This window comes from Paracoccus sp. UBA5162 (assembly GCF_002413585.1).
Taxonomy (GTDB): domain Bacteria; phylum Pseudomonadota; class Alphaproteobacteria; order Rhodobacterales; family Rhodobacteraceae; genus Paracoccus.
Map to the genome: position 1 here is coordinate 1 of NZ_DHXG01000079.1, position 23,968 is coordinate 23,968.

At 66.3% G+C, this 23,968-nt stretch carries 26 protein-coding genes; 12 read left to right on the plus strand and 14 right to left on the minus strand.

The window, feature by feature from the left end:
- The 3 genes from B4A72_RS13080 to cls form a co-directional block, all read right to left on the minus strand.
- On the minus strand, positions 1 to 734 hold a 734-nt coding region (locus tag B4A72_RS13080; protein ID WP_292978784.1), incomplete at its 3' end, for a dihydroxy-acid dehydratase.
- A gap of 60 nt (positions 735 to 794) precedes the next feature.
- Entirely contained in the window at positions 795 to 1,127 is a 333-nt protein-coding gene (locus B4A72_RS13085; protein WP_292953020.1) for a 4a-hydroxytetrahydrobiopterin dehydratase, read from the minus strand.
- Positions 1,128 to 1,141: 14 nt separating this feature from the next.
- Positions 1,142 to 2,569, minus strand: coding sequence for a cardiolipin synthase (cls, locus tag B4A72_RS13090; protein WP_292953022.1), 1,428 nt, complete (start codon positions 2,567 to 2,569; stop codon positions 1,142 to 1,144).
- 89 nt (positions 2,570 to 2,658) lie between these two features.
- Between cls and accD the strand changes: the two genes are divergently transcribed.
- Both accD and B4A72_RS13100 read left to right on the plus strand, forming a co-directional pair.
- Positions 2,659 to 3,603 carry an acetyl-CoA carboxylase, carboxyltransferase subunit beta gene (accD, locus tag B4A72_RS13095; RefSeq protein ID WP_292953025.1) on the plus strand — a complete coding sequence of 315 codons (945 nt, stop codon included), beginning with the start codon at positions 2,659 to 2,661 and terminating at the stop codon, positions 3,601 to 3,603.
- Between the two features lie 61 nt (positions 3,604 to 3,664).
- Positions 3,665 to 4,936, plus strand: coding sequence for a bifunctional folylpolyglutamate synthase/dihydrofolate synthase (locus B4A72_RS13100; protein ID WP_292953028.1), 1,272 nt, complete (start codon positions 3,665 to 3,667; stop codon positions 4,934 to 4,936).
- A gap of 246 nt (positions 4,937 to 5,182) precedes the next feature.
- Here B4A72_RS13100 and zapE read toward each other — a convergent pair whose 3' ends face one another.
- A complete protein-coding gene (zapE, locus tag B4A72_RS13105) occupies positions 5,183 to 6,295 on the minus strand; it encodes a cell division protein ZapE (protein ID WP_292953031.1) in 1,113 nt (370 codons plus the stop codon).
- Positions 6,296 to 6,398: 103 nt separating this feature from the next.
- Here zapE and B4A72_RS13110 point away from each other — a divergent pair, with 103 nt between their 5' ends.
- Both B4A72_RS13110 and B4A72_RS13115 read left to right on the plus strand, forming a co-directional pair.
- Positions 6,399 to 7,031 carry a 5'-methylthioadenosine/S-adenosylhomocysteine nucleosidase gene (locus B4A72_RS13110; RefSeq protein WP_292953034.1) on the plus strand — a complete coding sequence of 211 codons (633 nt, stop codon included), beginning with the start codon at positions 6,399 to 6,401 and terminating at the stop codon, positions 7,029 to 7,031.
- 71 nt (positions 7,032 to 7,102) lie between these two features.
- On the plus strand, positions 7,103 to 8,911 hold the full coding sequence (locus tag B4A72_RS13115) for an ABC transporter transmembrane domain-containing protein (RefSeq protein WP_292953037.1): 1,809 nt from the start codon (positions 7,103 to 7,105) through the stop codon (positions 8,909 to 8,911).
- Here B4A72_RS13115 and B4A72_RS13120 read toward each other — a convergent pair.
- Entirely contained in the window at positions 8,908 to 9,429 is a 522-nt protein-coding gene (locus tag B4A72_RS13120; RefSeq protein ID WP_292978786.1) for a CAP domain-containing protein, read from the minus strand. The genes B4A72_RS13115 and B4A72_RS13120 overlap by 4 nt on opposite strands.
- Positions 9,430 to 9,716: 287 nt before the next feature.
- Between B4A72_RS13120 and B4A72_RS13125 the strand changes: the two genes are divergently transcribed.
- On the plus strand, positions 9,717 to 11,603 hold the full coding sequence (locus B4A72_RS13125) for an acyl-CoA synthetase (RefSeq protein ID WP_292953043.1): 1,887 nt from the start codon (positions 9,717 to 9,719) through the stop codon (positions 11,601 to 11,603).
- Entirely contained in the window at positions 11,599 to 11,895 is a 297-nt protein-coding gene (locus B4A72_RS13130) for an HNH endonuclease (protein ID WP_414692503.1), read from the plus strand. The genes B4A72_RS13125 and B4A72_RS13130 overlap by 5 nt, the downstream gene beginning before the upstream one ends.
- On the opposite strand, the gene B4A72_RS13135 is transcribed toward B4A72_RS13130, so the two are convergent.
- On the minus strand, positions 11,892 to 12,884 hold the full coding sequence (locus B4A72_RS13135; protein WP_292953049.1) for an NAD(P)H-quinone oxidoreductase: 993 nt from the start codon (positions 12,882 to 12,884) through the stop codon (positions 11,892 to 11,894). The two genes, B4A72_RS13130 and B4A72_RS13135, sit on opposite strands and share 4 nt — an antisense overlap.
- 18 nt (positions 12,885 to 12,902) lie before the next feature.
- Positions 12,903 to 13,556 (minus strand): COQ9 family protein, encoded by a 654-nt coding sequence (locus B4A72_RS13140; RefSeq protein WP_292953052.1) that lies wholly within the window; start codon positions 13,554 to 13,556, stop codon positions 12,903 to 12,905.
- 96 nt (positions 13,557 to 13,652) lie between these two features.
- Here B4A72_RS13140 and rpsU point away from each other — a divergent pair, with 96 nt between their 5' ends.
- Both rpsU and B4A72_RS13150 read left to right on the plus strand, forming a co-directional pair.
- Positions 13,653 to 13,859 carry a 30S ribosomal protein S21 gene (rpsU, locus tag B4A72_RS13145; protein WP_292953055.1) on the plus strand — a complete coding sequence of 69 codons (207 nt, stop codon included), beginning with the start codon at positions 13,653 to 13,655 and terminating at the stop codon, positions 13,857 to 13,859.
- A gap of 163 nt (positions 13,860 to 14,022) precedes the next feature.
- Positions 14,023 to 14,760, plus strand: coding sequence for a hypothetical protein (locus B4A72_RS13150; RefSeq protein ID WP_292953058.1), 738 nt, complete (start codon positions 14,023 to 14,025; stop codon positions 14,758 to 14,760).
- Here the strand turns inward: B4A72_RS13150 and B4A72_RS13155 are convergent.
- A complete protein-coding gene (locus tag B4A72_RS13155) occupies positions 14,713 to 15,174 on the minus strand; it encodes an Lrp/AsnC family transcriptional regulator (RefSeq protein ID WP_292953061.1) in 462 nt (153 codons plus the stop codon). The genes B4A72_RS13150 and B4A72_RS13155 overlap by 48 nt on opposite strands.
- 132 nt (positions 15,175 to 15,306) lie before the next feature.
- Here B4A72_RS13155 and ald point away from each other — a divergent pair, with 132 nt between their 5' ends.
- The gene (gene ald / locus B4A72_RS13160; protein ID WP_292953064.1) at positions 15,307 to 16,425 is read left to right on the plus strand and encodes an alanine dehydrogenase; all 1,119 of its coding nucleotides are present in this window, start codon (positions 15,307 to 15,309) and stop codon (positions 16,423 to 16,425) included.
- A gap of 43 nt (positions 16,426 to 16,468) precedes the next feature.
- On the opposite strand, the gene mscL is transcribed toward ald, so the two are convergent.
- From mscL to B4A72_RS13175, 3 genes are all read right to left on the minus strand, one after another.
- Positions 16,469 to 16,915: a large conductance mechanosensitive channel protein MscL gene (gene mscL, locus B4A72_RS13165; protein ID WP_292953067.1), complete on the minus strand. Its 447-nt coding sequence runs from the start codon at positions 16,913 to 16,915 to the stop codon at positions 16,469 to 16,471.
- 167 nt (positions 16,916 to 17,082) lie between these two features.
- Complete coding sequence (locus B4A72_RS13170) at positions 17,083 to 17,709, minus strand: DsbA family protein (protein ID WP_292953070.1); 627 nt, start codon at positions 17,707 to 17,709, stop codon at positions 17,083 to 17,085.
- On the minus strand, positions 17,706 to 18,254 hold the full coding sequence (locus tag B4A72_RS13175) for a DUF721 domain-containing protein (protein ID WP_292953073.1): 549 nt from the start codon (positions 18,252 to 18,254) through the stop codon (positions 17,706 to 17,708). The genes B4A72_RS13170 and B4A72_RS13175 overlap by 4 nt, the downstream gene beginning before the upstream one ends.
- Positions 18,255 to 18,354: 100 nt before the next feature.
- Here B4A72_RS13175 and B4A72_RS13180 point away from each other — a divergent pair, with 100 nt between their 5' ends.
- From B4A72_RS13180 to B4A72_RS13190, 3 genes are all read left to right on the plus strand, one after another.
- Positions 18,355 to 19,365 carry an A/G-specific adenine glycosylase gene (locus B4A72_RS13180; protein WP_292953076.1) on the plus strand — a complete coding sequence of 337 codons (1,011 nt, stop codon included), beginning with the start codon at positions 18,355 to 18,357 and terminating at the stop codon, positions 19,363 to 19,365.
- Positions 19,366 to 19,374: 9 nt separating this feature from the next.
- Positions 19,375 to 20,514 (plus strand): alkane 1-monooxygenase, encoded by a 1,140-nt coding sequence (locus B4A72_RS13185; protein WP_292953079.1) that lies wholly within the window; start codon positions 19,375 to 19,377, stop codon positions 20,512 to 20,514.
- A gap of 303 nt (positions 20,515 to 20,817) precedes the next feature.
- On the plus strand, positions 20,818 to 21,537 hold the full coding sequence (locus tag B4A72_RS13190) for a Crp/Fnr family transcriptional regulator (protein ID WP_292953081.1): 720 nt from the start codon (positions 20,818 to 20,820) through the stop codon (positions 21,535 to 21,537).
- Positions 21,538 to 21,626: 89 nt separating this feature from the next.
- Here B4A72_RS13190 and B4A72_RS13195 read toward each other — a convergent pair whose 3' ends face one another.
- The 3 genes from B4A72_RS13195 to B4A72_RS13205 form a co-directional block, all read right to left on the minus strand.
- Positions 21,627 to 22,757, minus strand: a complete 1,131-nt coding sequence (locus B4A72_RS13195) for a site-specific DNA-methyltransferase (protein ID WP_292953084.1) — start codon at positions 22,755 to 22,757, stop codon at positions 21,627 to 21,629.
- Positions 22,758 to 22,845: 88 nt separating this feature from the next.
- Positions 22,846 to 23,484 (minus strand): ribonuclease HII, encoded by a 639-nt coding sequence (locus B4A72_RS13200; RefSeq protein WP_292953087.1) that lies wholly within the window; start codon positions 23,482 to 23,484, stop codon positions 22,846 to 22,848.
- A complete protein-coding gene (locus B4A72_RS13205) occupies positions 23,481 to 23,960 on the minus strand; it encodes an ureidoglycolate lyase (protein ID WP_292953090.1) in 480 nt (159 codons plus the stop codon). Before B4A72_RS13205 ends, B4A72_RS13200 begins: the two co-directional genes overlap by 4 nt.
- Positions 23,961 to 23,968: the final 8 nt, after the last annotated feature.

Genomic DNA, 23,968 nt, shown 5'->3' on the forward strand with positions numbered 1-23,968 from the left:
ACCGCCTCGCCCGAGGCCAGCCCGTATTGATCGCGGGATTCATAGGGCGCCGGCGCACCCGAGGAATTCGGCAGCGCCAGGCCGATCGCCTCGCTGACGCAAGCCATCGTGTTCGCGGTGTATTGCCCGCCGCAGGCCCCGGCCGAGGGACAGGCCACCCGTTCCAGGATGTCCAGTTCCGCGTCGGTCATGTTGCCGGCCTGATGCTGGCCCACCGCCTCGAACACGTCCTGGACGACGACATCGCGCCCGTTCAGCTTGCCCGGCAGGATCGAGCCGCCATAGATGAAGACCGAGGGCACGTTCAGCCGCACCATCGCCATCATCATCCCCGGCAGCGACTTGTCGCAGCCCGCCAGGCCCACAAGCGCGTCATAGCAATGACCGCGCATGGTCAGTTCCACCGTGTCGGCGATGGCATCGCGGCTGGCAAGGCTGGACCGCATCCCCTCGTGGCCCATGGCGATGCCGTCAGTCACCGTGATCGTGGTGAATTCGCGCGGGCAGCCGCCGCCCTTCTTGACACCCTGCTTGACCGATTGCGCCTGCCGGTTCAGCGAGATGTTGCAGGGCGCGGCCTCGTTCCAGCAGGTCGCGACACCCACCCAGGGGCTGTGAATCTCGTCCTCCGAGATTCCCATCGCGTAGAAATAGCTGCGATGCGGCGCCCGGGCCGGGCCCTCGGTGACGTGACGGCTGGGCAGCCGCGACTTGTCAAAGCGTTGGTCGGTCATCCGTCCCTCCCTCGTCGGCGATGGCTCCGGGATAGCCTGCCGGGCGAAGCGGAACAAGCGTCACGCGACCAGCGCGTCCAGCCGGGCGGCGCAGATGAAGTCGTTTTCGGTCAGCCCGCCCGCGGCATGGGTGGTGAAGGTCACGTCGCAATAGCCATAGCCGAAGGTGATGTCGGGATGGTGGCCCTGCTTGTTGCCCAGCCAGGCGGCCAGGTTGGCCATCTCGACCGCCTTCAGAAAGCCCTTGAACTCGAAATGCCGCCGGATCGACGACGCGTCCCCGGACAGGCGCCAACCTTCAAGCCCGGCCAGCATCCCTTCCGCCTCGTCGCGCCCCATGGCCGATGTGCCGCCCTCGCAGGGCTTGCAGGTTCTTTTCGCCAGATCGGTCATCGCCGCCTCCTTTCTCACAACAAGGGAGACGCAAGTGCCAGCAGATTGTTCCGCAGCCGGCGCAGAAGTCCCCAGCCGCGCACTTCGTCCAGCGTGATCTCGCGCGAGCGTTCGGCATAGCTTCGCTGGCGCTCGTCGATCCGGCCGACGAAGCCACGGTCGAAGATCGCCATGTTGACCTCGTAATTCAGTTCGAAGCTGCGTCGGTCAAGGTTGGCGCTGCCGACCATGGCCATGCGCCCGTCGATGGTCATGATCTTGGAATGCAGAAGACCGCCCTGGAACAAATGCAGCTTCACGCCAGCTGCCAGCAGCCCGTAATAGAAGCCTTCGCTGGTGGCGCCCACGATCAGGGAATCGTTGCGGGCGGGCAGCATCATCACCACCTCGACGCCACGCCGCGCCGCCGCCCGGATGGCTGCATCCAGCGCCGCGTCGGGCACGTAATAGGGCGTCGTGATCACCACCCGGTCGCGCGCCGCATGAAGCATCGCCGACAGACAATCCGAAATGCTGCCCGCGCGCCGGTCCGGTCCCGTGGCCACGATCTGAAGATCGATGCCCGGATCGCCCGCGGCGGGCACGACCGGCAGCATGTCGCCCAGGTCGCGGCCGGTATAGCTCATCCAGTCGCCCAGAAAGACCGACTGCAATTGCCGCACGATCGGCCCCTCCACCTGCATCAGCACGTCGATCCAGGGCGCGAAGCGCGGCTTGATCGCAAAGGCCATGTCGGCGCAATTGCGGCTGCCGGTGAAGGCGATCTTGTTGTCCACGACCAGAATCTTGCGGTGATTGCGCAGATCCAGCCTGCGAAACAGGATGCTGACGAAGGGCAGGCCCCAGGGAAAGGCGGTGACGCATTCGGCCCCGGCCTCGGACATCTCGCGCCATGCCTCGGACCGGACCAGCCCGCGCGAGCCCAGGGCATCCACGATCACCCGGCAGGCGACGCCGCGGCGGGCTGCGCGGGCAACCGCGTCGGCCACCTTGCGCCCGCTGAGATCGGGCAGCCAGATGTAGAACAGGATATGGACATGATCCTGCGCCCGGTCGATGGCAGAGACCAGGACGTCGATCGCGTCGTCGCTTTCCTCCAGCAGCGCGACCCGGTTGCCGCCCAGAACCGGCATCCCGCCCACCGCCTCGTTCGCGGCGGCGACGGGGCGGGCGAAATTCGGCGGTTCGGCCAGCAGGCTGGGCGTCTGGCTGCGCAGGCCCGTCAGCCGGTCGCGCACATCGGCCATCCGCTGCACCTCCGCGTGGTTCATCCTGACCTCGCCGAACAGCAGATAGGCCGCGATCCCGACAAGCGGAACGGCCTCGATCACCATGATCCATGCCAGCCGCACCGACGGGTCCAGCCGCGGCCGGATCAGAACCCGCCCGATGAAGGCCAGGGTGATCGTCGCATAGAGAACAAGAAGGAACGAAGCCCACATGCGGCGCATCATTCCTGCCCCGCCGGGCAATTGCAATTCCCCCCCGCGCGGCCTATCTGGGGCGCTGAACCAGCCAAGGTGGACCCCGAATGAACTGGATCAGCAATTACGTTCGTCCGCGTATCAATTCGCTGTTCTCCCGCCGCGAAGTGCCCGAGAACCTGTGGACCAAGTGCCCCGAATGCGGGACCATGCTGTTTCACCGCGAACTCGGCGACAATCTGTTTGTCTGCACCAGTTGCGATCACCACATGGCGATCACGCCCCGCGACCGCTTTGGCGCGCTGTTCGACGGCGGCGCCTTCGTCGAGGTCAAGGTGCCCGAACCGACCGCCGATCCGCTGCAATTCCGCGATCAGAAGAAATATCCCGACCGGATGCGCGCGGCGCAGAAGGCCACCGGCGAGAAAGAGGCGATGCTGGTCGCCGAGGGCGAGATCGGCCGCACCCCGATCGTGGCGGCAGCCCAGGATTTCAGTTTCATGGCGGGGTCGATGGGGATGTATGTCGGCAACGCCATCATCGCCGCCGCCGAAAGGGCGGTGAAGCTGAAACGACCGCTGGTGCTGTTCTCGGCGGCGGGCGGCGCGCGGATGCAGGAAGGCATCCTGTCGCTGATGCAGATGCCGCGCACCACCGTCGCGGTGGAAATGCTGCGCGAGGCGCGGCTGCCCTATGTCGTGGTGCTGACCCATCCGACCACGGGCGGCGTCACCGCCTCCTATGCGATGCTGGGCGATGTGCAGATCGCCGAACCCAATGCGCTGATCTGCTTTGCCGGCCCGCGCGTGATCGAGCAGACCATCCGCGAAAAGCTGCCCGAGGGATTCCAGCGCGCCGAATATCTGCTGGAACACGGAATGCTGGATCGCGTCACCCACCGCAAGCGGATGCGCGACGAACTGATCTCGATCCTGCGGATGTTGTCGGGGATGCCCGCCCCGACCAAGGCCGATCTGCCGCCGCCCGCCCCGGCCGAAACGCCCGTGCTGACCGCTTCGGAACCCGCCGGGGCGGTCAAATCCGGCGGCTGAGCCCTTTCTCCGTGTCCCAGTACCCCGGGGGTCCGGGGGCTGGCCCCCGGTGCGTGCGACCATGAATCATTCCGACGCCATTCTCGATCGCCTCCTGTCGCTGCACCCCAAGGTGATCGACCTGTCGCTGGACCGGATGTGGCGTCTGCTCGCGGCACTGGATCACCCGGAACGCCGCATACCGCCGGTGATCCACATCGCCGGAACCAACGGCAAGGGCTCGACCCTGGCGATGATCCGCGCCGGGCTCGAGGCCGGGGGCGCGCGAGTCCATGCCTATACCTCGCCGCATCTGGCGCGGTTCCACGAACGCATCCGGCTGGCGGGCGATCTGATCGGCGAGCCTGACCTGGCCGCCGCCCTGCGCGAATGCGAGGCGGCGAATGACGGCCAGCCGATCACCTTCTTCGAGATCACGACAGCCGCCGCCTTCCTGGCCTTTTCGCGGACGCGCGCCGATTACACGCTGCTCGAGGTCGGCCTTGGCGGCAGGCTGGACGCCACCAACGTGATCGCCAGGCCGCAGCTGACGGTCATCACACCGGTCAGCATCGACCACACGCAATACCTGGGCGACACGCTGGATCTGATCGCCGCCGAGAAGGCAGGCATCATCAAGCCCCGCATCCCCTGCGTTACCGGCCCCCAGCCCGATCCTGCGCTGCGCGTGATCGAATCCCGCGCCTCGGGCCTGACCGCGCCGCTTTTCGCCCATGGCCAGCACTGGATGATCGCGCGGGACCGCGACGGGATGGTCTATCAGGACGATCACGGGCTTTGGGATCTGCCGGTTCCGAACCTGATCGGACCACACCAGATTCAGAACGCGGGCACCGCCCTGGCCGCCCTGCGTCAACTGGGCGCGACCGATGCCCAGGCGCTGGCCGCCGTCACCCGCGCCGAATGGCCCGCCCGGATGCAGCGCCTGACCCGCGGCCCGCTGGTCGAGGCGGCAGGCCCCGAGGCCGAACTCTGGCTGGATGGCGGTCATAATCCGGCGGGCGCCGAGGCGCTGGCGCAGACGCTGGCGGCACTGCCGCCGCGGCCGACGCATCTGGTCTGCGGGATGCTGAACACCAAGGATGTCGCAGGCTACATGCGGCCGCTTTCCGGCCATGCCGAAAGCCTGACCGCCATCGACATTCCCGGCGAGGCGAACACCCTGCCCGCCGCGGAAACCGCGCGGATCGCGCGCGAAGCGGGACTGGAGGCGGCAACCGCCGCCGATGCGAAGGACGCCATCGCCCGGATCGCCGCTGCCCGGCCACGGGCGCGGATCCTGATCTGCGGATCATTGTATCTGGCCGGGCGGGTTCTTGTGCAGAACGGCTGAGCCGGCCGCGCTCGGCGCCGGCGGATGGCACGGCCCGGTCGAAACCCTGACATCCGGGGACGCCCGATGGAAAGTTTTTTCACCGGCCGGACGGTCGTGAAGACGCTGTCTCCGGTCGGGTAGCCGGAATTGCTGAAGCGCTTTCCGGATCCGGCGACCGGTCGGGAGCCCGATGATCGCGGCACGCCCCTTCATCCGGCATCGCGACCACAGCCGGATGCAGACGATCCGAAGTCTGCCGGGCTGCTAAGCCGAAACCCGGCCCCAGCCGGCATCCTGCATCTCGCGCAGGCGGCTGGCCGTGCGTTCGAATTCGAAGCTGCCCTCGCCTTCGTTATACAATTGCTCGGGCGCGTCGGCGGCACTGGCGATCAGTCGCACGCGGGCCTCGTAGATCGCGTCGATCAGCGTCACGAAGCGCTTGGCCTCGTTATAGTTCGAAGCGGACAGATGCGGAATTCCGTCCATCATCAGCACCTCGATCCGGCGGGCCAGTTCCAGATAATCCGCTGCGCCCAGGGGCTTGCCGCAAAGCGACCAGAAATCAGACCGCGCGACCTTGCCCGCGAGGGCCGGAATCTGGAACCGCCGGCTTTTCATCTGGATCTCGCCCGGTTCGGGCGCGGCAGCGTCGGTCAGGTCGCGCCAGATCGCGTCCATCCGACTGCGTGCCTCGGCGTCGGCGGGACAGAACCAGACCGGCCCGCCGGTCGTGCGGCCCTGGCGGTAATCGGTGTCGCTGTCCAGGCAGACCACCTCCATCCGCTTGCGGATCAGGTCGATGAAAGGCAGGAAAAGCTGTCGGTTCAACCCGTGCTTGTAGAGATCCTCGGGCACCCGGTTCGAGGTGGTCACGACCGCCACACCCTGATCGAACAGCAGTTGAAACAGTCGTCCGACGATCATCGCATCGGCGATATCGGTGATCTGCATCTCGTCGAAACACAACAGCCGGACCTCGCGCGCAACCTGCATTGCGACCGGGCGCACCGCGTCCTGATCGGCGCGCTTGCGCGCCTCGTTCAATCCATCCTGGATCTCTTGCATGAACTGGTGGAAATGAACGCGGCGGCTGCGTTCGGGCGCCGCCTCGGCGATCAGGTCCATCAGCATCGACTTGCCGCGCCCGACGCCGCCCCACAGATAAAGCCCCGTCGCGCCCGGCCGCGCCGCCTGCTGCGGATGGCCCACGCCCAGAAAGGCGCGCCAGGCCGATTTCGGCCGGCTTGGGGCGGCGCCGGCGTCGCCCAGATCGGCCAGAACCCGATCCAGATGCGGCAGCACGGCCTCTTGCGCGGGATCGGGTCTCAGCCGCCCCTCCGCCACGCGCTGCCGGTAAAGATCGCTGACCTTGCCCATTCCAGCCTGCACCTGCCACATTGCCGGATCGCGCCGCAAGGCCCTTCTTGACCGTGATCTGCCGCCATGGCACGCATTCCGCGCTGCTGCCAAGGATCTGCGCATGAACCATCCGCGCCCTGACACGATCGCCGGCCGACCGGTCCTGTTCGTGATGGCGGCCGAGGCCGAATACGGGTCGGCGCTGAGATCGCGCATCGCTCCGCTGATCACCGGAGTCGGTCCGGTCGAAAGCGCGGTCCGCCTGACCGCCGCGCTGGCCGCGATGACGAACAGGCCGTGCCTGATCGTGTCGCTGGGTTCGGCCGGGTCGGCGCGTCTGCCGCAAGCGGGATTGTATCAGGTCAGCGGCGTCGCCTATCGCGACATGGATGCCTCGCCCCTGGGATTTCAGCGCGGCTGCACGCCGTTCGCGGACCTGCCCGCCCGTCTCGACCTGCCCCTGCGCATCCCCGGCCTGCCCGAGGCCAGCCTTTCGACCGGCGGCAATATCGTCAGCGGCGGCGCCTATGAAAGCATCGCCGAGGACATGGTGGACATGGAAACCTTCGCCCATCTGCGCGCGGCCCAGCATTTCGATATTCCGCTGATCGGCCTGCGCGGGATTTCGGACGGAGCACAGGAATTGCGGCACCTGACGGACTGGACGCAATATCTGCATCTCATCGACGCGAAACTGGCCGGCGCCGTGGACAGGCTGGAGCGCGCGCTGTCCGGGGGCGCGCTGAGGCTCTGAGCCGCCGCCTTGTCCTCGTCCGCCCCCGGGCCTAGACCGGGGCCGGGAAAATCGGCCGGGAACGAGCAGACATGGCACGCCGCGCGAAGATCATCGAGGACCGTCCAACCAGCAGACGGGTGGGCGCGCTCGGCGCCCTGTGGCCCTTTGTCCGGCCCTATCGGGGGCAATTGGCGGTGGCGCTGGCGGCGCTGGTCCTGACCTCGGCCATCAGCCTGGTCCTGCCCCTGGCGGTGCGCCGCGTTGTGGACAATTTCGACGACGGCGCGGGTCTGCTGGACCAGTATTTCGGCGCCGCGCTGGCCATCGTCGCGCTGCTGGCCCTGGGCACGGCGGCCCGTTATTTCTTCGTCACCAGACTGGGCGAACGGGTCGTGGCCGATCTGCGCAAGGCGGTCTTTGCCCGTGTCGTCACCCTCAGCCCCGGCTTTTTCGAGCGCGTGATGACGGGCGAGATCCTGTCGCGGATCACCACCGACACGACGCTGATCCAGTCGGTGATCGGTTCGTCCCTGTCGATCGCGCTGCGCAACATGCTGATCCTCGCGGGGGGGATGGCGATGCTGGCTTTCACCTCGGTCAAGCTGATGGGGCTGGTCTTGCTGATCGTGCCCGCGATCCTGATCCCGATCATCGTCCTGGGCCGTCGGTTGCGCACCCTCTCGCGCGCCAATCAGGACTGGATCGCGTCCTCGTCCGGCACCGCCTCCGAGACCCTGCTGGCGGCGCAGACGGTGCAGGCCTTCACCCATGAATCGCGCAGCATCGCGCAGTTCGACGGCGTGACCGAACAATCCTATGACGTGGCGCTGACCCGAATTCGCACCCGCGCGCTGATGACCGCCATCGTGATCTTCCTGATCTTCGCCGGCGTGATCGGCGTGTTGTGGGTCGGCGCGCGCGACGTGCGCCAGGGCGTGATGACCGCCGGGCAACTGGTGCAGTTCGTCATCTATGCCATCCTCGTGGCCAGCTCCACCGGCGCGCTGTCGGAAATCTGGGGCGAATTGCAGCGCGCCGCCGGCGCGACCGAGCGTCTGGCCGAATTGCTGGGCGCCCATGATGCGCTGACCGATCCCGCCAGCCCCGTGCCCCTTCCGCGCCCGGTCAAGGGTCGGATCGCACTGGAGGGGGTGGGTTTCCACTATCCGACGCGGCCCGATGTCTCGGCGCTTGACGGGGTGGACCTGACCATCCGGCCGGGCGAGACGGTGGCGCTGGTCGGCCCGTCGGGGGCGGGCAAGACCACGGTGATCCAGTTGATCCAGCGGTTCTGGGATCCCGGCACGGGCCGGGTCACGCTGGACGGGATCGACCTGCGGGACATGCGCCGCGACGATTTCCGCAAAAGCATGGCGCTGGTTCCGCAAGAGCCGGTGATCTTCGCCGCCTCGGTGCTGGACAACATCCGCCTCGGTCGTCCCGAGGCCGGCCCGGCAGAGGTCGAATCGGCCGCCCGCGCCGCCCATGCCCACGACTTCATCGCCGCGCTGCCGGACGGCTATGACACGCCGCTTGGCGAACGCGGCGTGATGCTGTCGGGCGGTCAGCGTCAGCGGGTCGCCATCGCCCGCGCCATCCTGCGCGACGCAGCCGTGCTGCTGCTGGACGAGGCGACGAGCGCGCTGGACGCCGAATCCGAATCGTTGGTTCAGGCGGCAGTCAACGATCTTGCGCAGGGCCGCACCACCATCGTCATCGCCCACCGGCTGGCCACGGTGAAAAAAGCCGATCGGATCATCGTCTTCGATCGCGGCCGCATCGTGGCCGAAGGCAGCCACGAAGCCCTGGTCACGCAAGGCGGCCTCTATGCCCGGCTGGCACGAATGCAGTTTACCGAAGGCAGCGTCGCAGCCCCCGCCGAGGAAGAGCCGGCCTAGTTGCGCGGCGCGGCATAGACCGCGGCCCAGAAGCGCGTCTTGCCATCCGCCGCGATGGCCTGGCCGATGCCGTAGTCGCGCACCTGCGGAATCAGGATGTTGCGCAGGTGGCCCTGCGAATTGTTCCATTCGCCAAGCACGCGGGGCAGATCGAACGGGCCCGCCGCGATATTCTCGGCCGTCAGCATCGGCGCATAGCCGCGCGCCTTCACGCGCGGACCGGGCCCCGTGGTCGTGCTGCCGACATGGGTCATGCGACCGCGCTTGGCCATGTCGCAGGCATGTTGTGCAGCGACTTCGGCCAGCAGCATGTTCGCGCGAACCGGAGGCAGATCCGAACGCCCACGGATGCCGTTCGTCGCTTCGGCGCCCGCCCGGTTCTGGGCCTGCGATGTGGCGGGACAGGTGGCCTTGCCCGGCGCCGTGGCCTGCACATCGGTGGGATCGCCGCCCTTCGGAGGCGGCGTTCCCCCGGCACAGGCGGCCAGCGTCAGGGTCGCGGTCAGAAGCGCGGTCATCGTCGTTCGGGCAGTCATCGTCTCGCAAACTTTCCCTGGCAATCGTCCCTCGGGTCTGGATGATCCCATCCCGGTTTTCAACCAATGGTTGCAGAAAAGCCGCAGCCGGGCAATCTTTTGCCACCAGCGCGGCGCGCCCGGCGCGGGATCCCGCGCATTCGACGCGGCCGTGACGCGGCGTTTCGGCGCAACCGGCCGCTTGCGACCCTTGCCCCGCCCGGCGCCCTTGTCGCATCCTGTCACCCGAGGGCGGCGCAAGGTGATGCGCCGGAAGGGAGAGGTGAAGCATGGGCCGATTCGGTACCTACGAGGATCGCGACAGGCTGGAGGCGGAAATGGCCTACGAGGCCCGCGATCTGCCCGTCACGATCCATGATTTCCTCTCGCGCACAGCCAAGGCGCATCCCGACCGGCCGGCGATCAGCTTTCAGCTTCTTGCCGGTCCGCGCGATCCCGCGACGACGCTGACATGGCAGGATCTGCTGGAGCGCGTGACCGAGACCGCCAATCTCTTTCGCAAGCTGGGCATCGGGCCGACCGATACGGTCGCCTATCTTCTGCCCAATTCGATCGAGACGCCGGTCGTGCTGCTGGCCGGGGCCACGGCCGGGATCGTGAACCCGATCAACCCGTTGCTGGACGCCAAACAGATCGCGGGGATCCTGCGCGAGACCCGCGCCAGGGTTCTGGTGACGCTGAAATCCTTTCCCAGAACCGATGTGGCGCAGAAGGCCGCCGAAGCCGTGGCCGAGGCGCCGGGCGTCACCCATATCATCGAGATCGACCTCAGGCGCCACCTGCGCGGCCCGAAACGATTCCTGGTTCCGCTGCTTCGGCCACGGGTCCGGAAACGCCACAAGGCCAGGGTTCTGGACTTCGAAGCCGCGGCCAGCGCCGAAAGGCACACCAGGCTGGATTTCGAGGATATTCCGAAGGATCGCATCGCCGCCTATTTCCATACCGGCGGCACCACCGGCACGCCGAAGGTCGCCCAGCACAGTTATCGCGGCATGATCTACAACGGCTGGCTGGGCGGCGCGCTGCTGTTTGACGAAACCGACGTGCTGATGTGCCCGCTGCCGATGTTTCACGTCTTCGCCGCCTATCCCGTGCTGATGTCCTGCATCGCATCGGGGGCGCATGTGGTCATGCCCACCCCCGCCGGCTATCGCGGCGAAGGCGTGTTCGACAATTTCTGGAAGCTGATCGAACGCTGGCAGGCAACGTTCCTGATCACCGTTCCGACCGCCATCTCGGCGCTGATGCAGCGTCCGGTGGATGCCGATGTCAGCAGCCTGAAGACCGCCATCTCGGGCTCGGCCCCGCTGCCGATGGAACTGTATAACCGCTTCAAATCCGCCACCGGGGTCGAGATTTCCGAAGGCTACGGCCTGACCGAGGCGACCTGCCTGGTCAGCTGCAACCCGGTGGACGGCATGAAGAAGGTCGGCTCGGTCGGGATACCCCTGCCCTATACCCATGTCCGCATCCTGAACCACGACGACGCGGGGCGCGTGCATGAATGCGCCACCGACGAGGTGGGCGAGATCTGCGTGGCCAATCCCGGCGTCCTGCCCGGATCGACCTATACCGAAGCCGACAAGAACCATGACCTTTTCGCCGAGGATCGGTATCTGCGCACTGGCGATCTGGGGCGGCTGGACAGCGACGGTTATCTGTGGATCACCGGCAGGGCGAAGGATCTGATCATTCGTGGCGGCCACAATATCGACCCGGCCGAGATCGAGGACGCGCTGCTGTCCCATCCCGCCGTGGCCTTTGCCGGCGCCATCGGCCAGCCCGACGCCTTCGCCGGCGAACTGCCTTGCGTCTATGTCGAACTGGTCGCCGATGCCCAGACATCGGTCGATGACCTGATGGATCACGCGCGCCGGAACATCCACGAACGCGCCGCGGCACCGAAATACGTCGAAATCCTGCCGGAACTGCCCAAGACGGCGGTCGGCAAGATCTTCAAGCCGGAATTGCGCAAGCTGGCGATCACGCGGGTTTATGACGCGGCGCTGGACGGCACCGGCTGTCATGTCATCGAGGTGATCGACGACAAGAAGCGCGGTCTGGTGGCGCGGCTGTCCCGCGCGGCACGCCCAGACGAGGATGTGGTGGCCCACAAGCTGGGCGAATTCACCCGGCCCTGGGAATGGGCCGATTGAGACGCGGCCCGCAGATACCGGGACGCCCCTCTGCCCGCTTTGCGGCAGGCCGATCCCGCCGGATGTGCCGCAAAGCCGCCATCACCTGACCCCCAAGCTGCGCGGCGGCAAAGGCGGCCCGACCGTGCTGCTGCATCAGGTCTGCCATTCGACCATTCACAAGACCCTGAGCGAAACCGACCTCGCGCGGCGCTATGACAGCGTGGATGCCCTGCGCGCCCATCCCGATCTGGCGCGGTTCTTTGCCTGGGTGGCGAAACGCCCCCCCGGCTGGAAGGGCAAGGTGCGCTAGTCGCCCGCGACGTTCAGGACGATCTTGCCGATATGGTCGCTGCTTTCCATGCGCCTGTGCGCCTGGGCGGCGTCAGCCAGGTCGAATTCGCTGTCGATGGTGACGGCGACCGCGCCGCTGGCGATCATCGGCCACAGCTTCTTGCGGACCTGGTCGGCGATCTCGGCCTTGGCGGTGTCGGATTGCGGACGCAGGGTCGATCCGGTCATCGTCAGCCGCTTGACCATGACCTGCGCAAAGTTCAGCTCGACCTTGGGGCCTTCCAGAAAGGCGATCATCACCAGCCGCCCGTCCTGCGCCAGCGTCGTCACATTGCGCGGGATATAGCTGCCGCCCACCATGTCGAGGATCAGATCAACGCCGCCGTCGGGCGACAGCCGCTTCACGAAATCCTCGGTCCGGTAATTGATGGCGGTGGCGCCGAGCGCCTCGATGGCGGCGCATTTCTCATCGCTGCCGGCGGTGGCAAAGACACGCGCGCCCAGAGCCCGCGCGATCTGGATCGCCATCATGCCGATGCCCGACGTGCCGCCATGGACCAGAAACCGCTCGCCTCCGCGCAGACCGCCGCGCTGGACCACGTTCGACCAGACGGTGAAGGCGGTTTCGGGCAGGCAGGCGGCCTCGCGCAGGGACAGGCCGTGGGGAATGCGCAGGGCATGATCGGCGTGGCACAGCGCATATTCCGCATAGCCGCCGCCGGGCAGCAGGGCGCAGACCTTTTCGCCTTTCTTCCAGCGGGTGACGCCGGCGCCCATGCCCACGATCTCGCCCGAGCATTCAAGGCCCGGCAGATCGGATGCGTCCGGCGGCGGCGCATAGCTGCCCTGCCGCTGCAAGACATCGGGGCGGTTCACCCCGGCATAGGCGATGCGGATCAGGATCTGGTCGTGGCGCGGCACCGGAACCGGTCGGCGGGTCGTCTTCAACTGGTCGGCATCGCCGGCGGCGGCGATCTTTACCGCGTTCATCGCATCGGGAAACATCATTGGTCCTTTGTTGTCATGTCACGGCCGAGTGCGGCCCGGCAGGTCGCGGGGCCGAGGCGCACGGATCCAGCCGAAGGCCAGGTCGGTCACCGCCTGCGCGCCGGGCAGCTTCTTCAGCCTCGCCTTGGCGCCTTCGATCCGCATCACGCCGTCGATGCGGCGGTCGATGAAGGCGCGGGTCTCGGCGCCATCGTCGGAGGCGTCGCCCAGCCAGAACAGGGCCGAGGCGCTGATCACCGCCGACAGGGTGGCGCGCTTGGAATACCAGTTCACATCGTCCGATGTGTCGCCCAGCCCGGTCCAGATCATGTCCGCCGTCTCCCAGACCAGCCGCGCGGCCAGCCCCGCATTCTGCGGCAGGGCCAGCACCGCCGCGCCCGCGCGCACCAGATCCGGCTGAACCAGCGACAGCCGGTGCCAGACGGCCTCGGCCACCCGGTCGCGAAAGCGGCCCTCGGGCGGGGTCCGGGCCAGCCAGTCGCGCAATTGCTGATCGGCGCGGCGGTGATAGGCAGCGGCAAGGCCCGCGCCGCCCTGGGGAAAATGCACCCGCGCCATGGCCTCGGTCATGCCGATGTCGCGCGCGCCCGCGACCAGGGCGCGGTCATTCATCCCCTCGAAGGGAACGTGGCTCAGCGCGGCCTCGAGCAGCGCATCGCGTTCGGTCTGCATCGCGGGCTCCTTTCTGTGGACAAGCGCCCCGGCAGTTGATAAGGGGGCGTTTCCTGCAATCTTGCAACTCTAACCTAGGAAGGTGGTGACAACCACATGCAGGTCAATGTTCGCGACAACAATGTCGAACAGGCGCTTCGTGCGCTGAAGAAGAAACTTCAGCGCGAAGGTGTCTTCCGCGAGATGAAGCTTCGGCAGCATTTCGAGAAGCCGTCGGTCAAGAAAGCCCGTGAACGGGCCGAGGCCGTCCGCCGCGCCCGCAAGCTGGCCCGTAAAAAGGCACAGCGCGAAGGCGCGCTGTAAGACAGCCGCGACACGCGACATCACGAACCCCCGCCCCGGCGGGGGTTTCTTTTCTTCCTCGCGACCTCTTGCGCGGCGCGACAATGCCGTTGGTGTTTGCAACACTTTTGTTACGGATCTGGTTGGTTTCCTTGTCTCACATCTGTCTGTTCCGGAACTTGGCATGTCCGTCCTGAACCGCCGCGATTGGCAGCCGGGCTCGCTTCTGCGGCAGATGCGCGATGGCATTCACCGGCCCACGCTGATGGCGCTTCTGTCGGTCGATCTTGGCCTTGTCCTGCTGCATTCTGCTCTTGGATATCTGCTGATGGTGAACGCGCTGGACGCGATTCCCGATCTGCTGCGGATCGACCGTGATTTCGGTCTGGGCGAAACCTTCGGCTATGCGAAATGGGCCGCGCTGGTTGCGATCATGGTCGCAGCCTATCTGCGCAGCCGCGCGCCGGTCTTTCTTGCACTGGCCGCGCTTTGGCTTTTCGCGCTGGCCGATGACAGCCTGCAATTGCACGAGAATGTCGCCCTTGCGGTCCTGTCCCGGCTGCCGTCGAAGACGATCGACACGGGAGTGATCGAGGTCGCCTTCTTCATCGCCGCCGGCGCCATCCTGATGCTGCCGGCAAGCCTTGCCCTGATTCGCAGCACGGCGCGGCAGCGGTTGCAGATCGCGCCCCTGATCCTGCTTTTCGCGGGGGTGGTCGCTTGCGGAATGGGCGTCGACTTCGTGCATTCGCTGGTCGAAGGCAATACGCTGATCGCCGGAATCCTGGGAATCATCGAGGATGGCGGCGAGATGGTCTTCATGTCGGCCATGCTGGCCTATGCCCTGGGCACATTCGGCCTGCCCGCGCGGGCCTCAGACCGGCAACGCGGTGGTGCGAAAGACGGTGCGCAGCGCGAATGACGAATGCATCTGCTGGACGCCGGGCAGCTTGGCAAGGAATTGCCGGTGGATGCGGGCGAAATCGTCGGTATCCTCGACCACGATCTTCAACAGGTAATCCGCCGTTCCCGCCATCAGATGACATTCCAGCACATCCGGAATCGCGCGCACGCCGCGTTCAAATCCGTCCAGCACGTCGTCGGTCTGCCCCGACAGCGTGATTTCGACGAAAACCGTGGTCTGACGGCGCAGCTTGCGCGCGTCCAGAAGCGCGACATAGGCCGAGATGACTCCCGCCGCCTCCAGCCGCTGCACGCGCCGGTGGCAGGCCGAGGCTGATAGATTCACCCGCAACGCCAGATCGGCATTACTGATTCGCCCCTCTTTCTGCAGCAAGGCGAGAATCCGGCGGTCTGTTGCGTCCAACTGTTCCATGCTGGGCAATTTCTTCGAAGATTCGCCGCCATTCCAGCGTTTTCTTCGATCGCCGGCGATGGCGCGCGGACAGGTTCGCAGCACCTTCGCGCCCGCCGCTGGCACACTGGCACGCAGCGAGAGGAGAACATCATGAAGATCGGTTGCCCGGCAGAGATCAAGCCGCAGGAATTTCGCGTGGGTCTGACCCCCGCCGCCGCCGCCGAGGCGGTCGCACGTGGCCATGAGGTCGCGATCCAGAAGGGCGCGGGACTTGGCGCGGGCTTTGCCGATGACGATTATTCCGCCGTGGGTGCCCGGATCCTGCCCGACGCGGCCAGCCTCTATGGCGAGGCGGATCTGATCGTCAAGGTCAAGGAGCCTCAGGCAAGCGAACGCGCGATGCTGCGCAGGGGTCAGGTGCTGTTCACCTATCTGCATCTGGCGCCCGATCCGGACCAGACACGCGACCTGCTGGAATCCGGTGTCACCGCGATCGCGTATGAAACCGTGACCGATCGCGCGGGCGGACTGCCGCTGCTGGCACCCATGTCCGAGGTCGCGGGCCGGCTAGCACCGCAGGTGGGGGCGTGGACGCTGCAAAAGGCCAATGGCGGGCGGGGCGTGCTGATGGGGGGCGTGCCGGGTGTCCTGCCCGCCCGCGTCACCGTGATCGGCGGCGGTGTCGTCGGCACCCACGCGGCGCGTGTCGCGGCGGGGATGGGGGCGTCGGTGACGGTGCTGGACCGATCCCTGCCGCGGTTGCGCTATCTCGATGATGTCTTCGGCGGATTGTTCCGCACCGGCCATGCCAGCGGCGCGCTGACCGAGGAACTGGTCGCGGCGTCGGACATGGTCATCGGGGCCGTGCTGGTCCCCGGCGCCGCCGCGCCGAAACTCGTGCGGCGCGAACAATTGGCCATGATGCTGCCCGGCGCGGTTCTGGTCGATGTGGCGATCGACCAGGGCGGCTGTTTCGAAACCTCGAAACCCACCACCCACGAGGATCCGATCTATGAGGTGGACGGGATCATGCATTATTGCGTGGCGAACATGCCCGGCGCGGTCGCGCGAAGCTCGACCCAGGCGCTTGGGAACGCCACGCTGCCCTTCCTGCTGGCGCTGGCCGACAAGGGCTGGCGGCGGGCGGTGACCGACGATCCGCATCTGCGCGCAGGCCTGGCCGTGCATGACGGGCAGCTGACCTCGCCGCCGGTGGGCGAGGCCCTGGGCCTGGCCTCGGTCAGCCCCGACACGCTGCTGGCGGGCTGAGTGCGCCGGGCGGGCAGAGGCCAGACCCTGGCGGTCACATGGATCAGACCGGGTTGGCGCGGTCGGCCAGCAGATCGCGGATCTGGGCCAGCAATTCTTCCTGGGTCGGGGCCGAGGGCGCCGTTTCTTCCGGGATCTCCCTGTTGCGGGCGGCGGCTTCCTGCATCCGGTTCACACCCTTGACCAGCAGGAACACGACCCAGGCGATGATGAGAAAGTTGATCACCGCCATGAGGAACGAACCATAGGCGAAGACCGCCGCCCCGGAATCGCGCGCCGCCTGCAGGCTGGCGCCGGCCGGGACATCGCCCGACAGCACCACATATTTGTTGGTAAAGTCGATGCCTCCGGTCACCAGACCCAGGATGGGGTTCAGAAGGTCGTCGACCATCGAACTGACGATCGCGGTGAAGGCCGCGCCGATGATGATCCCGACGGCAAGGTCGATGACGTTGCCACGCGCGATGAAAGACTTGAATTCCTGAAACATGATCCGATCGTCCCCCTGTGCCGCATTGCGGTTGCTTGTCGGGGTGCAGCATCGTTTCGGCCGTCGGAAAAATCAAATGTCATGTTCCGACCGGCGGAATCGGCCCACGCATCGCCCGGGCCGGGTTGCAGGCGGGTCGCACGGCCTGCGGCGACCCGCAGGCAAGGTCATTCGGCAGCGGCCAGCTTTTCGTCGATCTTCGCCTTCAGATCGTTCCAGGGCTGGTTGGGAACCTTCTCGCCGCCGATGATGAAGGTCGGCGTGGCATCCACCTTGTCGTCGGTGGCGTTCTTCTGGAAGGTCGCGATCAGTTGCTCGGCCTTGGCGCCGTCGTCCCAGCAGGCGGTGATCTGATCATCGGTCATGCCGGCCTTCAGGCCGATCTTGCGCAGATTGGTCGCGATCTCGTCGCCCGAATTGCCCGACAGCCATTTCTTCTGTTCGCCCAGCAGCAGGTCCGAGACGGCGTAAAACTTGTCGTCGCCGCCACAGCGGGCCAGAATTCCGGCCCAGAGTCCCACCTGATCGAAATAGACGTCGCGCTGGATGAACCGGACCTTGCCGGTATCGATGTAATCGGCCTTCAGCTTGGGCCAGCTTTCGTCATGGAAGGCGGCGCAATGTCCGCAGGTAAAGCTGGCATATTCGAAGATGGTCAGCGGCGCGTCCTCGGCGCCCATCGTGATGTCGGGCAGGATCTCGACCTGGCCCTGTTCGGCCGGGGCGGCGTCCTGGGCGATGGCGGGCGCGGCCAGAAACAGCGCAAGCGCTGCCGCGATAGAGCGGATCATCATGGATTGTCCTTTCGGGTTGACCGTTTTCTGCGGGCCGCGACGTTCAGCGCAAGCCGCGCCATCGCCTCGGCCAGAACGGGATCGTCGAATTGCCCGGCCACGCGACTTGCGGCGGCGCGGCTTTCGGGATCGGGCTGCGCGGGAACCTGCGGCGCCGGCGCAAACCGGGCCTGGCCTTCGGCGAAACCCGTCGCGGCGGTCTGGGTCAGCACGATCTTCTGGATCGCGTTATAGCCATAGCAGGCATTCACCCGGTCGCGAAGCTGGGGCAGCTGCATCTCGACCATCGGTGCGACGGGACCGGTCGTCAGCAGCGTCAGCGTCGCGCCGAAACTGCCGCGGCCGTGGCTGATGCGAACCGGCCGGGTCAGGCCGGCCAGCTTGTCGCCGGCAATCTCGGGCCAGTGGGTCAGCAGCCGGGAAACCGCGAAGCCACGCCCCTCGGCCGCCTTCTGCACCCGCTCGGCCAGCAGCGATGATGCGGCCTCGAAGCCGCGCCTGCGACGACGGGACCCCTTCCTGCTGTTGTCATTCGCCTGTGCCATCTGTGCCCGTTCTGGTATCACCCCTTTATTCTTAGCCAGAGGACACCGGCGATGAAAGCGTGGTCGCTGAAACGGAGCCTGATAATTGCGTGACGGCAGGATGATAGCGACGGACCTGCTGGACTGGTATGACCGTCACGCCCGGATTCTGCCGTGGCGGGTCCGGCCTGGGCACGGGCGGGCCGATCCATACCGGGTCTGGCTGTCCGAGGTGATGCTGCAGCAGACCACCGTTGCGGCGGTGAAGGATTATTTCCTACGCTTCACCGCGCTGTGGCCCACCGTCGAGGACCTGGCCGCCGCCGAGGATGCGCGGGTCATGGCGGAATGGGCCGGCCTCGGCTATTACGCCCGCGCCCGCAACCTCTTGGCCTGCGCCCGCATCGTGGCCGCAAGAGGCGGATTTCCCGATACGCGCGACGGCTTGCGCGCGCTGCCGGGGATCGGCGCCTATACGTCCGCCGCGATCGCCGCCATCGCCTTCGAGCAGCCGGAAACGGTCGTCGATGGCAATGTCGAGCGCGTCGTGTCGCGTCTTTTCGCGGTGCCGTCCCCGCTGCCCGCCGCCAAGCCCGAACTGACGACCCTGGCAGAAACCCTGACGCCGCGCGAAAGGCCCGGCGATTTCGCCCAGGCGATGATGGATCTGGGCGCCACGATCTGCACCCCGCGCAGCCCGGCCTGCGGCATCTGCCCGCTGATTCGCGATTGCGACGCATACGCGGCCGGAATCGCATCCGACCTGCCACGCAAGTCCCCGAAGGCTGCCAGACCCGCGCGCAGCGGCATCGTCTGGATCGCCCGCAAGGGCGATGCGCTGCTGCTGGAGGAACGCCCTGCAAGCGGTCTGCTGGGCGGCACGCTGGCCTTTCCCTCGGCCGGATGGGACGGGCGCGACCTGCCGCCCCCCGGTCCCGCCGACTGGACCGAGATCGGCGAGGTGCGACACGTCTTCACTCATTTCAGCCTGACGATGCGTGTCATGCTGGGCGAATTGTCGGGCCGGCCGGAACGCGGCCGGCTGGTGCCGTTGCGTCACATCGACCGAAAGGCCCTGCCCGGCCTGATGCGCAAGGTCTGGGATCTGGCGCGGGCGGAAATCGCGGCGTAGGCTTTTGCCATGACCCCGAAGCCCGTCTCGCCGCTGCCCGCCGCGGCACCGTTCTGGATGTCGCTGCTGATGCTGCCGCTGGTCGCGCTTGCGGCCAGAATGGGAGGGGCGTGGTGGCTGCTGCTGCCGCTTGCCGCCTGGTTCATGACCTCGGTCATGGACAGCGTTCTGGGACTGAACGAAGGCAATCCCGATCCGCGGGCAGGCGCCGAGCGGCTGTTCTGGCACCGCGCGATCACGATCATCTGGTTCCCGCTGCAATTCGCGGCCATTTTCGGCGCCATCTGGTATGTCCAGAACAGCGGCCACCTGTCCGGGCTGGAAAAGCTGGGCCTGTTCTTCGGGATCGGCGTTCTGTCGGGCACGATCGGCATCGTCTATGCCCATGAATTGCTGCATCAGAAGACCGCCCTGGAACGCTGGATGGGCGATCTGCTGCTGGCCAGCGTGCTGTATTCGCATTTCCGCAGCGAACATCTTCTGGTTCACCATTCCTGGGTGGCGACACCGCGCGATGCCGTCTCGGCCCGCTATGACGAGGGTTTCTACGGCTTTTTCCTGCGGGTGCTGCTGGAAAGCCCGCGCAGCGCATGGCGGGCCGAGGCGCGGCTGCTGGCCCGCGCCCGCCGCAAGCCCCGGGACCGGCGCAACCCGTTCTGGCGCTATGCAGCGCTGCAACTGGGGATGGTCGCGCTGGCGCTGATTCTGGGCGGCGGGGTGGGCCTCTTGCTGTTCGTCTTCCAGGCCTTCATCGCCGTCTGGCAGCTTGAGCTGACGAATTACGTCGAACATTATGGCCTGACCCGCCGTCATCTGGGTGCAGGGCGTTATGAACATATCCGGCCGCGGCACAGCTGGAATGCCAGCCACAGGGTCACGAACTGGCTGATGATCAATCTGCAGCGTCATTCGGACCATCACTACAGGCCCGACCGCCGGTTTCCGCTGTTGCAGACCTATGGGCCCGACGAGGCGCCGCAGCTTCCGATGGGCTATCCGGCGATGAATTTCCTGGCCATGGCGCCCTGTTGGTGGCGGCGGAAGATGAACCCGCGCGTGCGCAGGTGGCGGCGGCAATTCTATCCCGATATCGAGGACTGGACCGCCTATGACCGGGGCACGCTGCCGATGCCGCGCAACGCGCCATAGCCTCTGCCGTCACGTTTTCGATCCAAAAAGAACGCGAGTGTCGGCAAGCCGACACTTTCGGCGGATTTCCGCTGTATTCCTTTGGTGGCAGATCGAAGGTGCAGGTTCGCAGGTCTCGGTTCGTCTTTTTTCAGCACCTTCGATCCGCTACGCCCATCGGCGTGGCCGACCCGGCCTTTTGCGCCGGATTTTTCATGTTATGGTACGCTGTGTAGCCTGGTTTACAACCCAGCGGAGCATGGCGTGGCATCCCGAGACATTTCTGCGATCAGGTTGCGGCATCCGCCGGGCGGCTCTGCCATCTTGGCGCGTCGCGCCGCCGAGATGCTGCATGAACGCCGTCCCGATCTGCTGAAGGGGCTGGATGGTGCGGCATTCCAGGATTTTCTGGCGACATGCAGCCTGCACCATCATCCGAAACCCCACGAGATTCTGCGTCAGGACGAGCCGACGGACCATTGCTACCTGATCCTGCAGGGGCGGGTCGAGGTCAGCGTGATCGACGTCAACGGCAACCGCGTTCTGGCTCATATCGCCAATCCGGGCGAAGTCATGGGCGAGGTCGAGATTTTCTCGGGCCGGGTTTGCGCCGCGACCTGCACGACCTGGCCCGACACGATGCTGGCCGCCTTCAGCGCGGAAAAGATCATGGCCTGCCTGCCCGCCGAAACGCTGCTTCGAAACTTTGCCGGCATCTTCCATGACCGCCTGACCCGCGACAATGCTCAGCAATCGGTCGCGATGTTCTACGCCGCCGAGGACCGGATTCGCATCCATCTGCTAAGCCTGACCGCGCCCGACCGGCCCGAGGCGCTGATCAGCCAGAACAACCTGGCACTGCTGGCGGGATGTTCGCGCCAGACGGTGAACCAGACACTGGCGCATCTGCGCGGCGCGGGCATCGTGGAGATAACCCGGGGCACGATTCGCGTCCTCGACCGGGCCCGGTTGCAGGGTCCGCGCCCCGGATCGGATTTAACGGCATTGCCGCAGACCACCGTACCGCGCGAAGACGGCGCATAGGACGAAAAGGCCCCGCCATGCGGACATGGCGGGGCAAGGCGGTCCCGCCGCGCGGCAGGCGGCGGAACGACGGCGAACCGTATTCGGGATCAATTCGGGCGGGCGACTTCTCCGGCCAGTTCGGCGCGGATCTGCTGGCGCAAGAGGTCGATCGGGATCATCTTGCCCTCGCGCTTGAAATGCCAGTAGGTCCAGCCATTACAGGACGGAGCGCCCTCCAGCGCGGCGCCGACCTGATGGATCGAGCCCTTGACATCGTTGCCGATCAGGCTGCCATCGGCGCGGACCTTGGCCTTGTGCCGGCTGCCCAGCGAAAACAGTTCCTCGCCCGGACGCAGCATCCCGCGTTCGATCACCTGGCCAAAGGGCACGCGCGGCTCGGCCCGTTTGGCCCGCGTCGTTGCCAGCGCATCGGCGTCGAAGCGGCGGATGCGCGCCAGCCGCTTTTCTGCGACCTCGCGATAGGCAGCCTCGCGTTCGATGCCGATGAAGTCGCGGCCCAGCATCTTTGCCACCGCGCCGGTGGTGCCGGTCCCGAAGAACGGATCCAGCACGACATCGCCGGGACTGGTGGTGCCTATCAGCACGCGATGCAGCAAGGCCTCGGGCTTCTGGGTGGGATGGGCCTTGTCGCCCTTTCCGTCCTTCAGCCGCTCGCCGCCATTGCAGATCGGAATCACCCAGTCGCTGCGCATCTGGATACCCTCGTTCAACGATTTCAGCGCCTCGTAGTTGAAAGTGTATTTCGAGCTTTCGGATTTCGAGGCCCAGATCATCGTTTCATGCGCATTGGTCAGCCGCTTGCCGCGAAAGTTCGGCATCGGGTTGGACTTGCGCCAGATCACGTCGTTCATGATCCAGAAACCCTGGTTCTGCAGTTCGGCGCCGACGCGGAAGATGTTGTGATAGGATCCGATGACCCAGATCGCGCCATCAGGCTTCAACAGGCGCCGCGCAGCGGCCAGCCAGTCGCGGGTAAAGCTGTCATAGGCCGCGAAACCGGCGAACTGGTCCCAGTCATCATCCACCGCATCGACCTTGGAATTGTCCGGCCGATGCAGGTCGCCGCGCAATTGCAGGTTATAGGGCGGGTCGGCAAAAATCAGGTCGATGCTGCCTTCGGGCAGCGAATTCATGATCTCGATGCAATCGCCCGCCAGAATCCGGTTCAGCGGAAGCGGTCGCGCCGCCGCGGCGCAGCTTTCCTTGGTCTTCGTCATCTCTGCCTCTCGGGGATGCCGGCTTTGGCCGGTCTGATCTGTGGACAGGATGAGTCACAGGCGATTCGCCGTCAATTTCTTTTTTGAATCAAGGGCTTGAAGAACGGGGTTTACACAAGATATTGTGGACCGGCCGAAACGAGCGCCTATGATGTGGGGTCAGACCCAAATCTAGAAGGGCACGCTTGTGTGCGGGCGTGGGATAGCCTGCGTTCACCTCCCAGCCATAGCCGGGATGCTGTTGCGCCAAATCCACCATGATGCGGTCGCGCAACACCTTGGCCAGGATCGAGGCCGCCGCAATCGACAGCGACCGCGCGTCGCCGCCCACGATAGCCTCGGCAGGCCGGTCCAGCGCGGCGGGCACCCGGTTGCCGTCGACCAGCACCCGGCAGGGCCTGCACCGCAACCCGGCCACGGCGCGGACCATGGCAAGATGGGCTGCGTGATAGATGTTCAGCCGCTCGATATCCGCGACCTCGACATGGGCGACGGACCAGTCGCAATGGGCCATGATCCAATCGGCCAGCACTTCGCGCTGCTTGCGCCCGACCTTCTTGGAATCGTTCAGCCCCTCGGGGATGTTCACCGGATCCCGCACCACCACCGCGGCCGCCGTCACCGGACCGGCCAGAGGCCCGCGACCGACCTCGTCGACGCCGGCCACCAGCCTGGCGCCGCGCGACATGGCGGCCTGTTCATGGCTGAAATCGGGCAGGCCGGTCATGCGGTAATGCTGACCGGCGCGATGCGGACTTCTTCAAGATTGACGCCCTCGCCCTCGCGATCGACGACCAGGAAATCGGCGGCGCGGTCCAGCGGCGTCAGCACACCATGCCAGACACCCGCCCGCAGGTTCACCCCCATCCCCGACGGCACTAGAAAGGCCAGCACATCGCCCGGCCGCCCGTCTCGATCGGGCGCCACGACCGACAGCCAGGGATCCGGCCCCAGCGGCATGAATGCCTGCGATCCCAGCGGATGCCGTTCCAGCAGCGTGCAATCATGGGGCAGGCTGACCGGCTGACTGCGGAAGATCGACACGATGGCCTCGCCGCCGCCGCGCTGCACCGTCGCCAGCGCATGATGCCGTTCGCAGCGGCCTTCGTTGATCATCCTGTCGGGCCTGTCGCGGGGCGTCAGCAGATCACCGAAAGGCGCGAAGGCATCGGCCGAGATGGGGCGGATTCGGATCGTGGTCATGGCGCCTC

Bases quoted from the DNA above. Each gene is read 5' to 3' on its own strand.
- ald (WP_292953064.1), top strand. From the start codon at position 15,307: ATGAAGATCGGTTGCCCGGCAGAGATCAAGCCGCAGGAATTTCGCGTG.
- B4A72_RS13185 (WP_292953079.1), top strand. From the start codon at position 19,375: ATGACCCCGAAGCCCGTCTCGCCGCTGCCCGCCGCGGCACCGTTCTGG.
- B4A72_RS13115 (WP_292953037.1), top strand. From the start codon at position 7,103: ATGGCACGCCGCGCGAAGATCATCGAGGACCGTCCAACCAGCAGACGG.
- B4A72_RS13195 (WP_292953084.1), bottom strand. From the start codon at position 22,757: ATGACGAAGACCAAGGAAAGCTGCGCCGCGGCGGCGCGACCGCTTCCG.
- B4A72_RS13170 (WP_292953070.1), bottom strand. From the start codon at position 17,709: ATGATGATCCGCTCTATCGCGGCAGCGCTTGCGCTGTTTCTGGCCGCG.
- B4A72_RS13120 (WP_292978786.1), bottom strand. From the start codon at position 9,429: ATGACCGCGCTTCTGACCGCGACCCTGACGCTGGCCGCCTGTGCCGGG.
- B4A72_RS13100 (WP_292953028.1), top strand. From the start codon at position 3,665: ATGAATCATTCCGACGCCATTCTCGATCGCCTCCTGTCGCTGCACCCC.
- accD (WP_292953025.1), top strand. From the start codon at position 2,659: ATGAACTGGATCAGCAATTACGTTCGTCCGCGTATCAATTCGCTGTTC.
- B4A72_RS13110 (WP_292953034.1), top strand. From the start codon at position 6,399: ATGAACCATCCGCGCCCTGACACGATCGCCGGCCGACCGGTCCTGTTC.
- B4A72_RS13125 (WP_292953043.1), top strand. From the start codon at position 9,717: ATGGGCCGATTCGGTACCTACGAGGATCGCGACAGGCTGGAGGCGGAA.
- B4A72_RS13180 (WP_292953076.1), top strand. From the start codon at position 18,355: ATGATAGCGACGGACCTGCTGGACTGGTATGACCGTCACGCCCGGATT.
- B4A72_RS13175 (WP_292953073.1), bottom strand. From the start codon at position 18,254: ATGGCACAGGCGAATGACAACAGCAGGAAGGGGTCCCGTCGTCGCAGG.
- zapE (WP_292953031.1), bottom strand. From the start codon at position 6,295: ATGGGCAAGGTCAGCGATCTTTACCGGCAGCGCGTGGCGGAGGGGCGG.
- mscL (WP_292953067.1), bottom strand. From the start codon at position 16,915: ATGTTTCAGGAATTCAAGTCTTTCATCGCGCGTGGCAACGTCATCGAC.
- B4A72_RS13155 (WP_292953061.1), bottom strand. From the start codon at position 15,174: ATGGAACAGTTGGACGCAACAGACCGCCGGATTCTCGCCTTGCTGCAG.
- B4A72_RS13085 (WP_292953020.1), bottom strand. From the start codon at position 1,127: ATGACCGATCTGGCGAAAAGAACCTGCAAGCCCTGCGAGGGCGGCACA.
- B4A72_RS13200 (WP_292953087.1), bottom strand. From the start codon at position 23,484: ATGACCGGCCTGCCCGATTTCAGCCATGAACAGGCCGCCATGTCGCGC.
- cls (WP_292953022.1), bottom strand. From the start codon at position 2,569: ATGTGGGCTTCGTTCCTTCTTGTTCTCTATGCGACGATCACCCTGGCC.
- B4A72_RS13135 (WP_292953049.1), bottom strand. From the start codon at position 12,884: ATGATGTTTCCCGATGCGATGAACGCGGTAAAGATCGCCGCCGCCGGC.
- B4A72_RS13205 (WP_292953090.1), bottom strand. From the start codon at position 23,960: ATGACCACGATCCGAATCCGCCCCATCTCGGCCGATGCCTTCGCGCCT.
- B4A72_RS13140 (WP_292953052.1), bottom strand. From the start codon at position 13,556: ATGCAGACCGAACGCGATGCGCTGCTCGAGGCCGCGCTGAGCCACGTT.
- B4A72_RS13150 (WP_292953058.1), top strand. From the start codon at position 14,023: ATGTCCGTCCTGAACCGCCGCGATTGGCAGCCGGGCTCGCTTCTGCGG.
- rpsU (WP_292953055.1), top strand. From the start codon at position 13,653: ATGCAGGTCAATGTTCGCGACAACAATGTCGAACAGGCGCTTCGTGCG.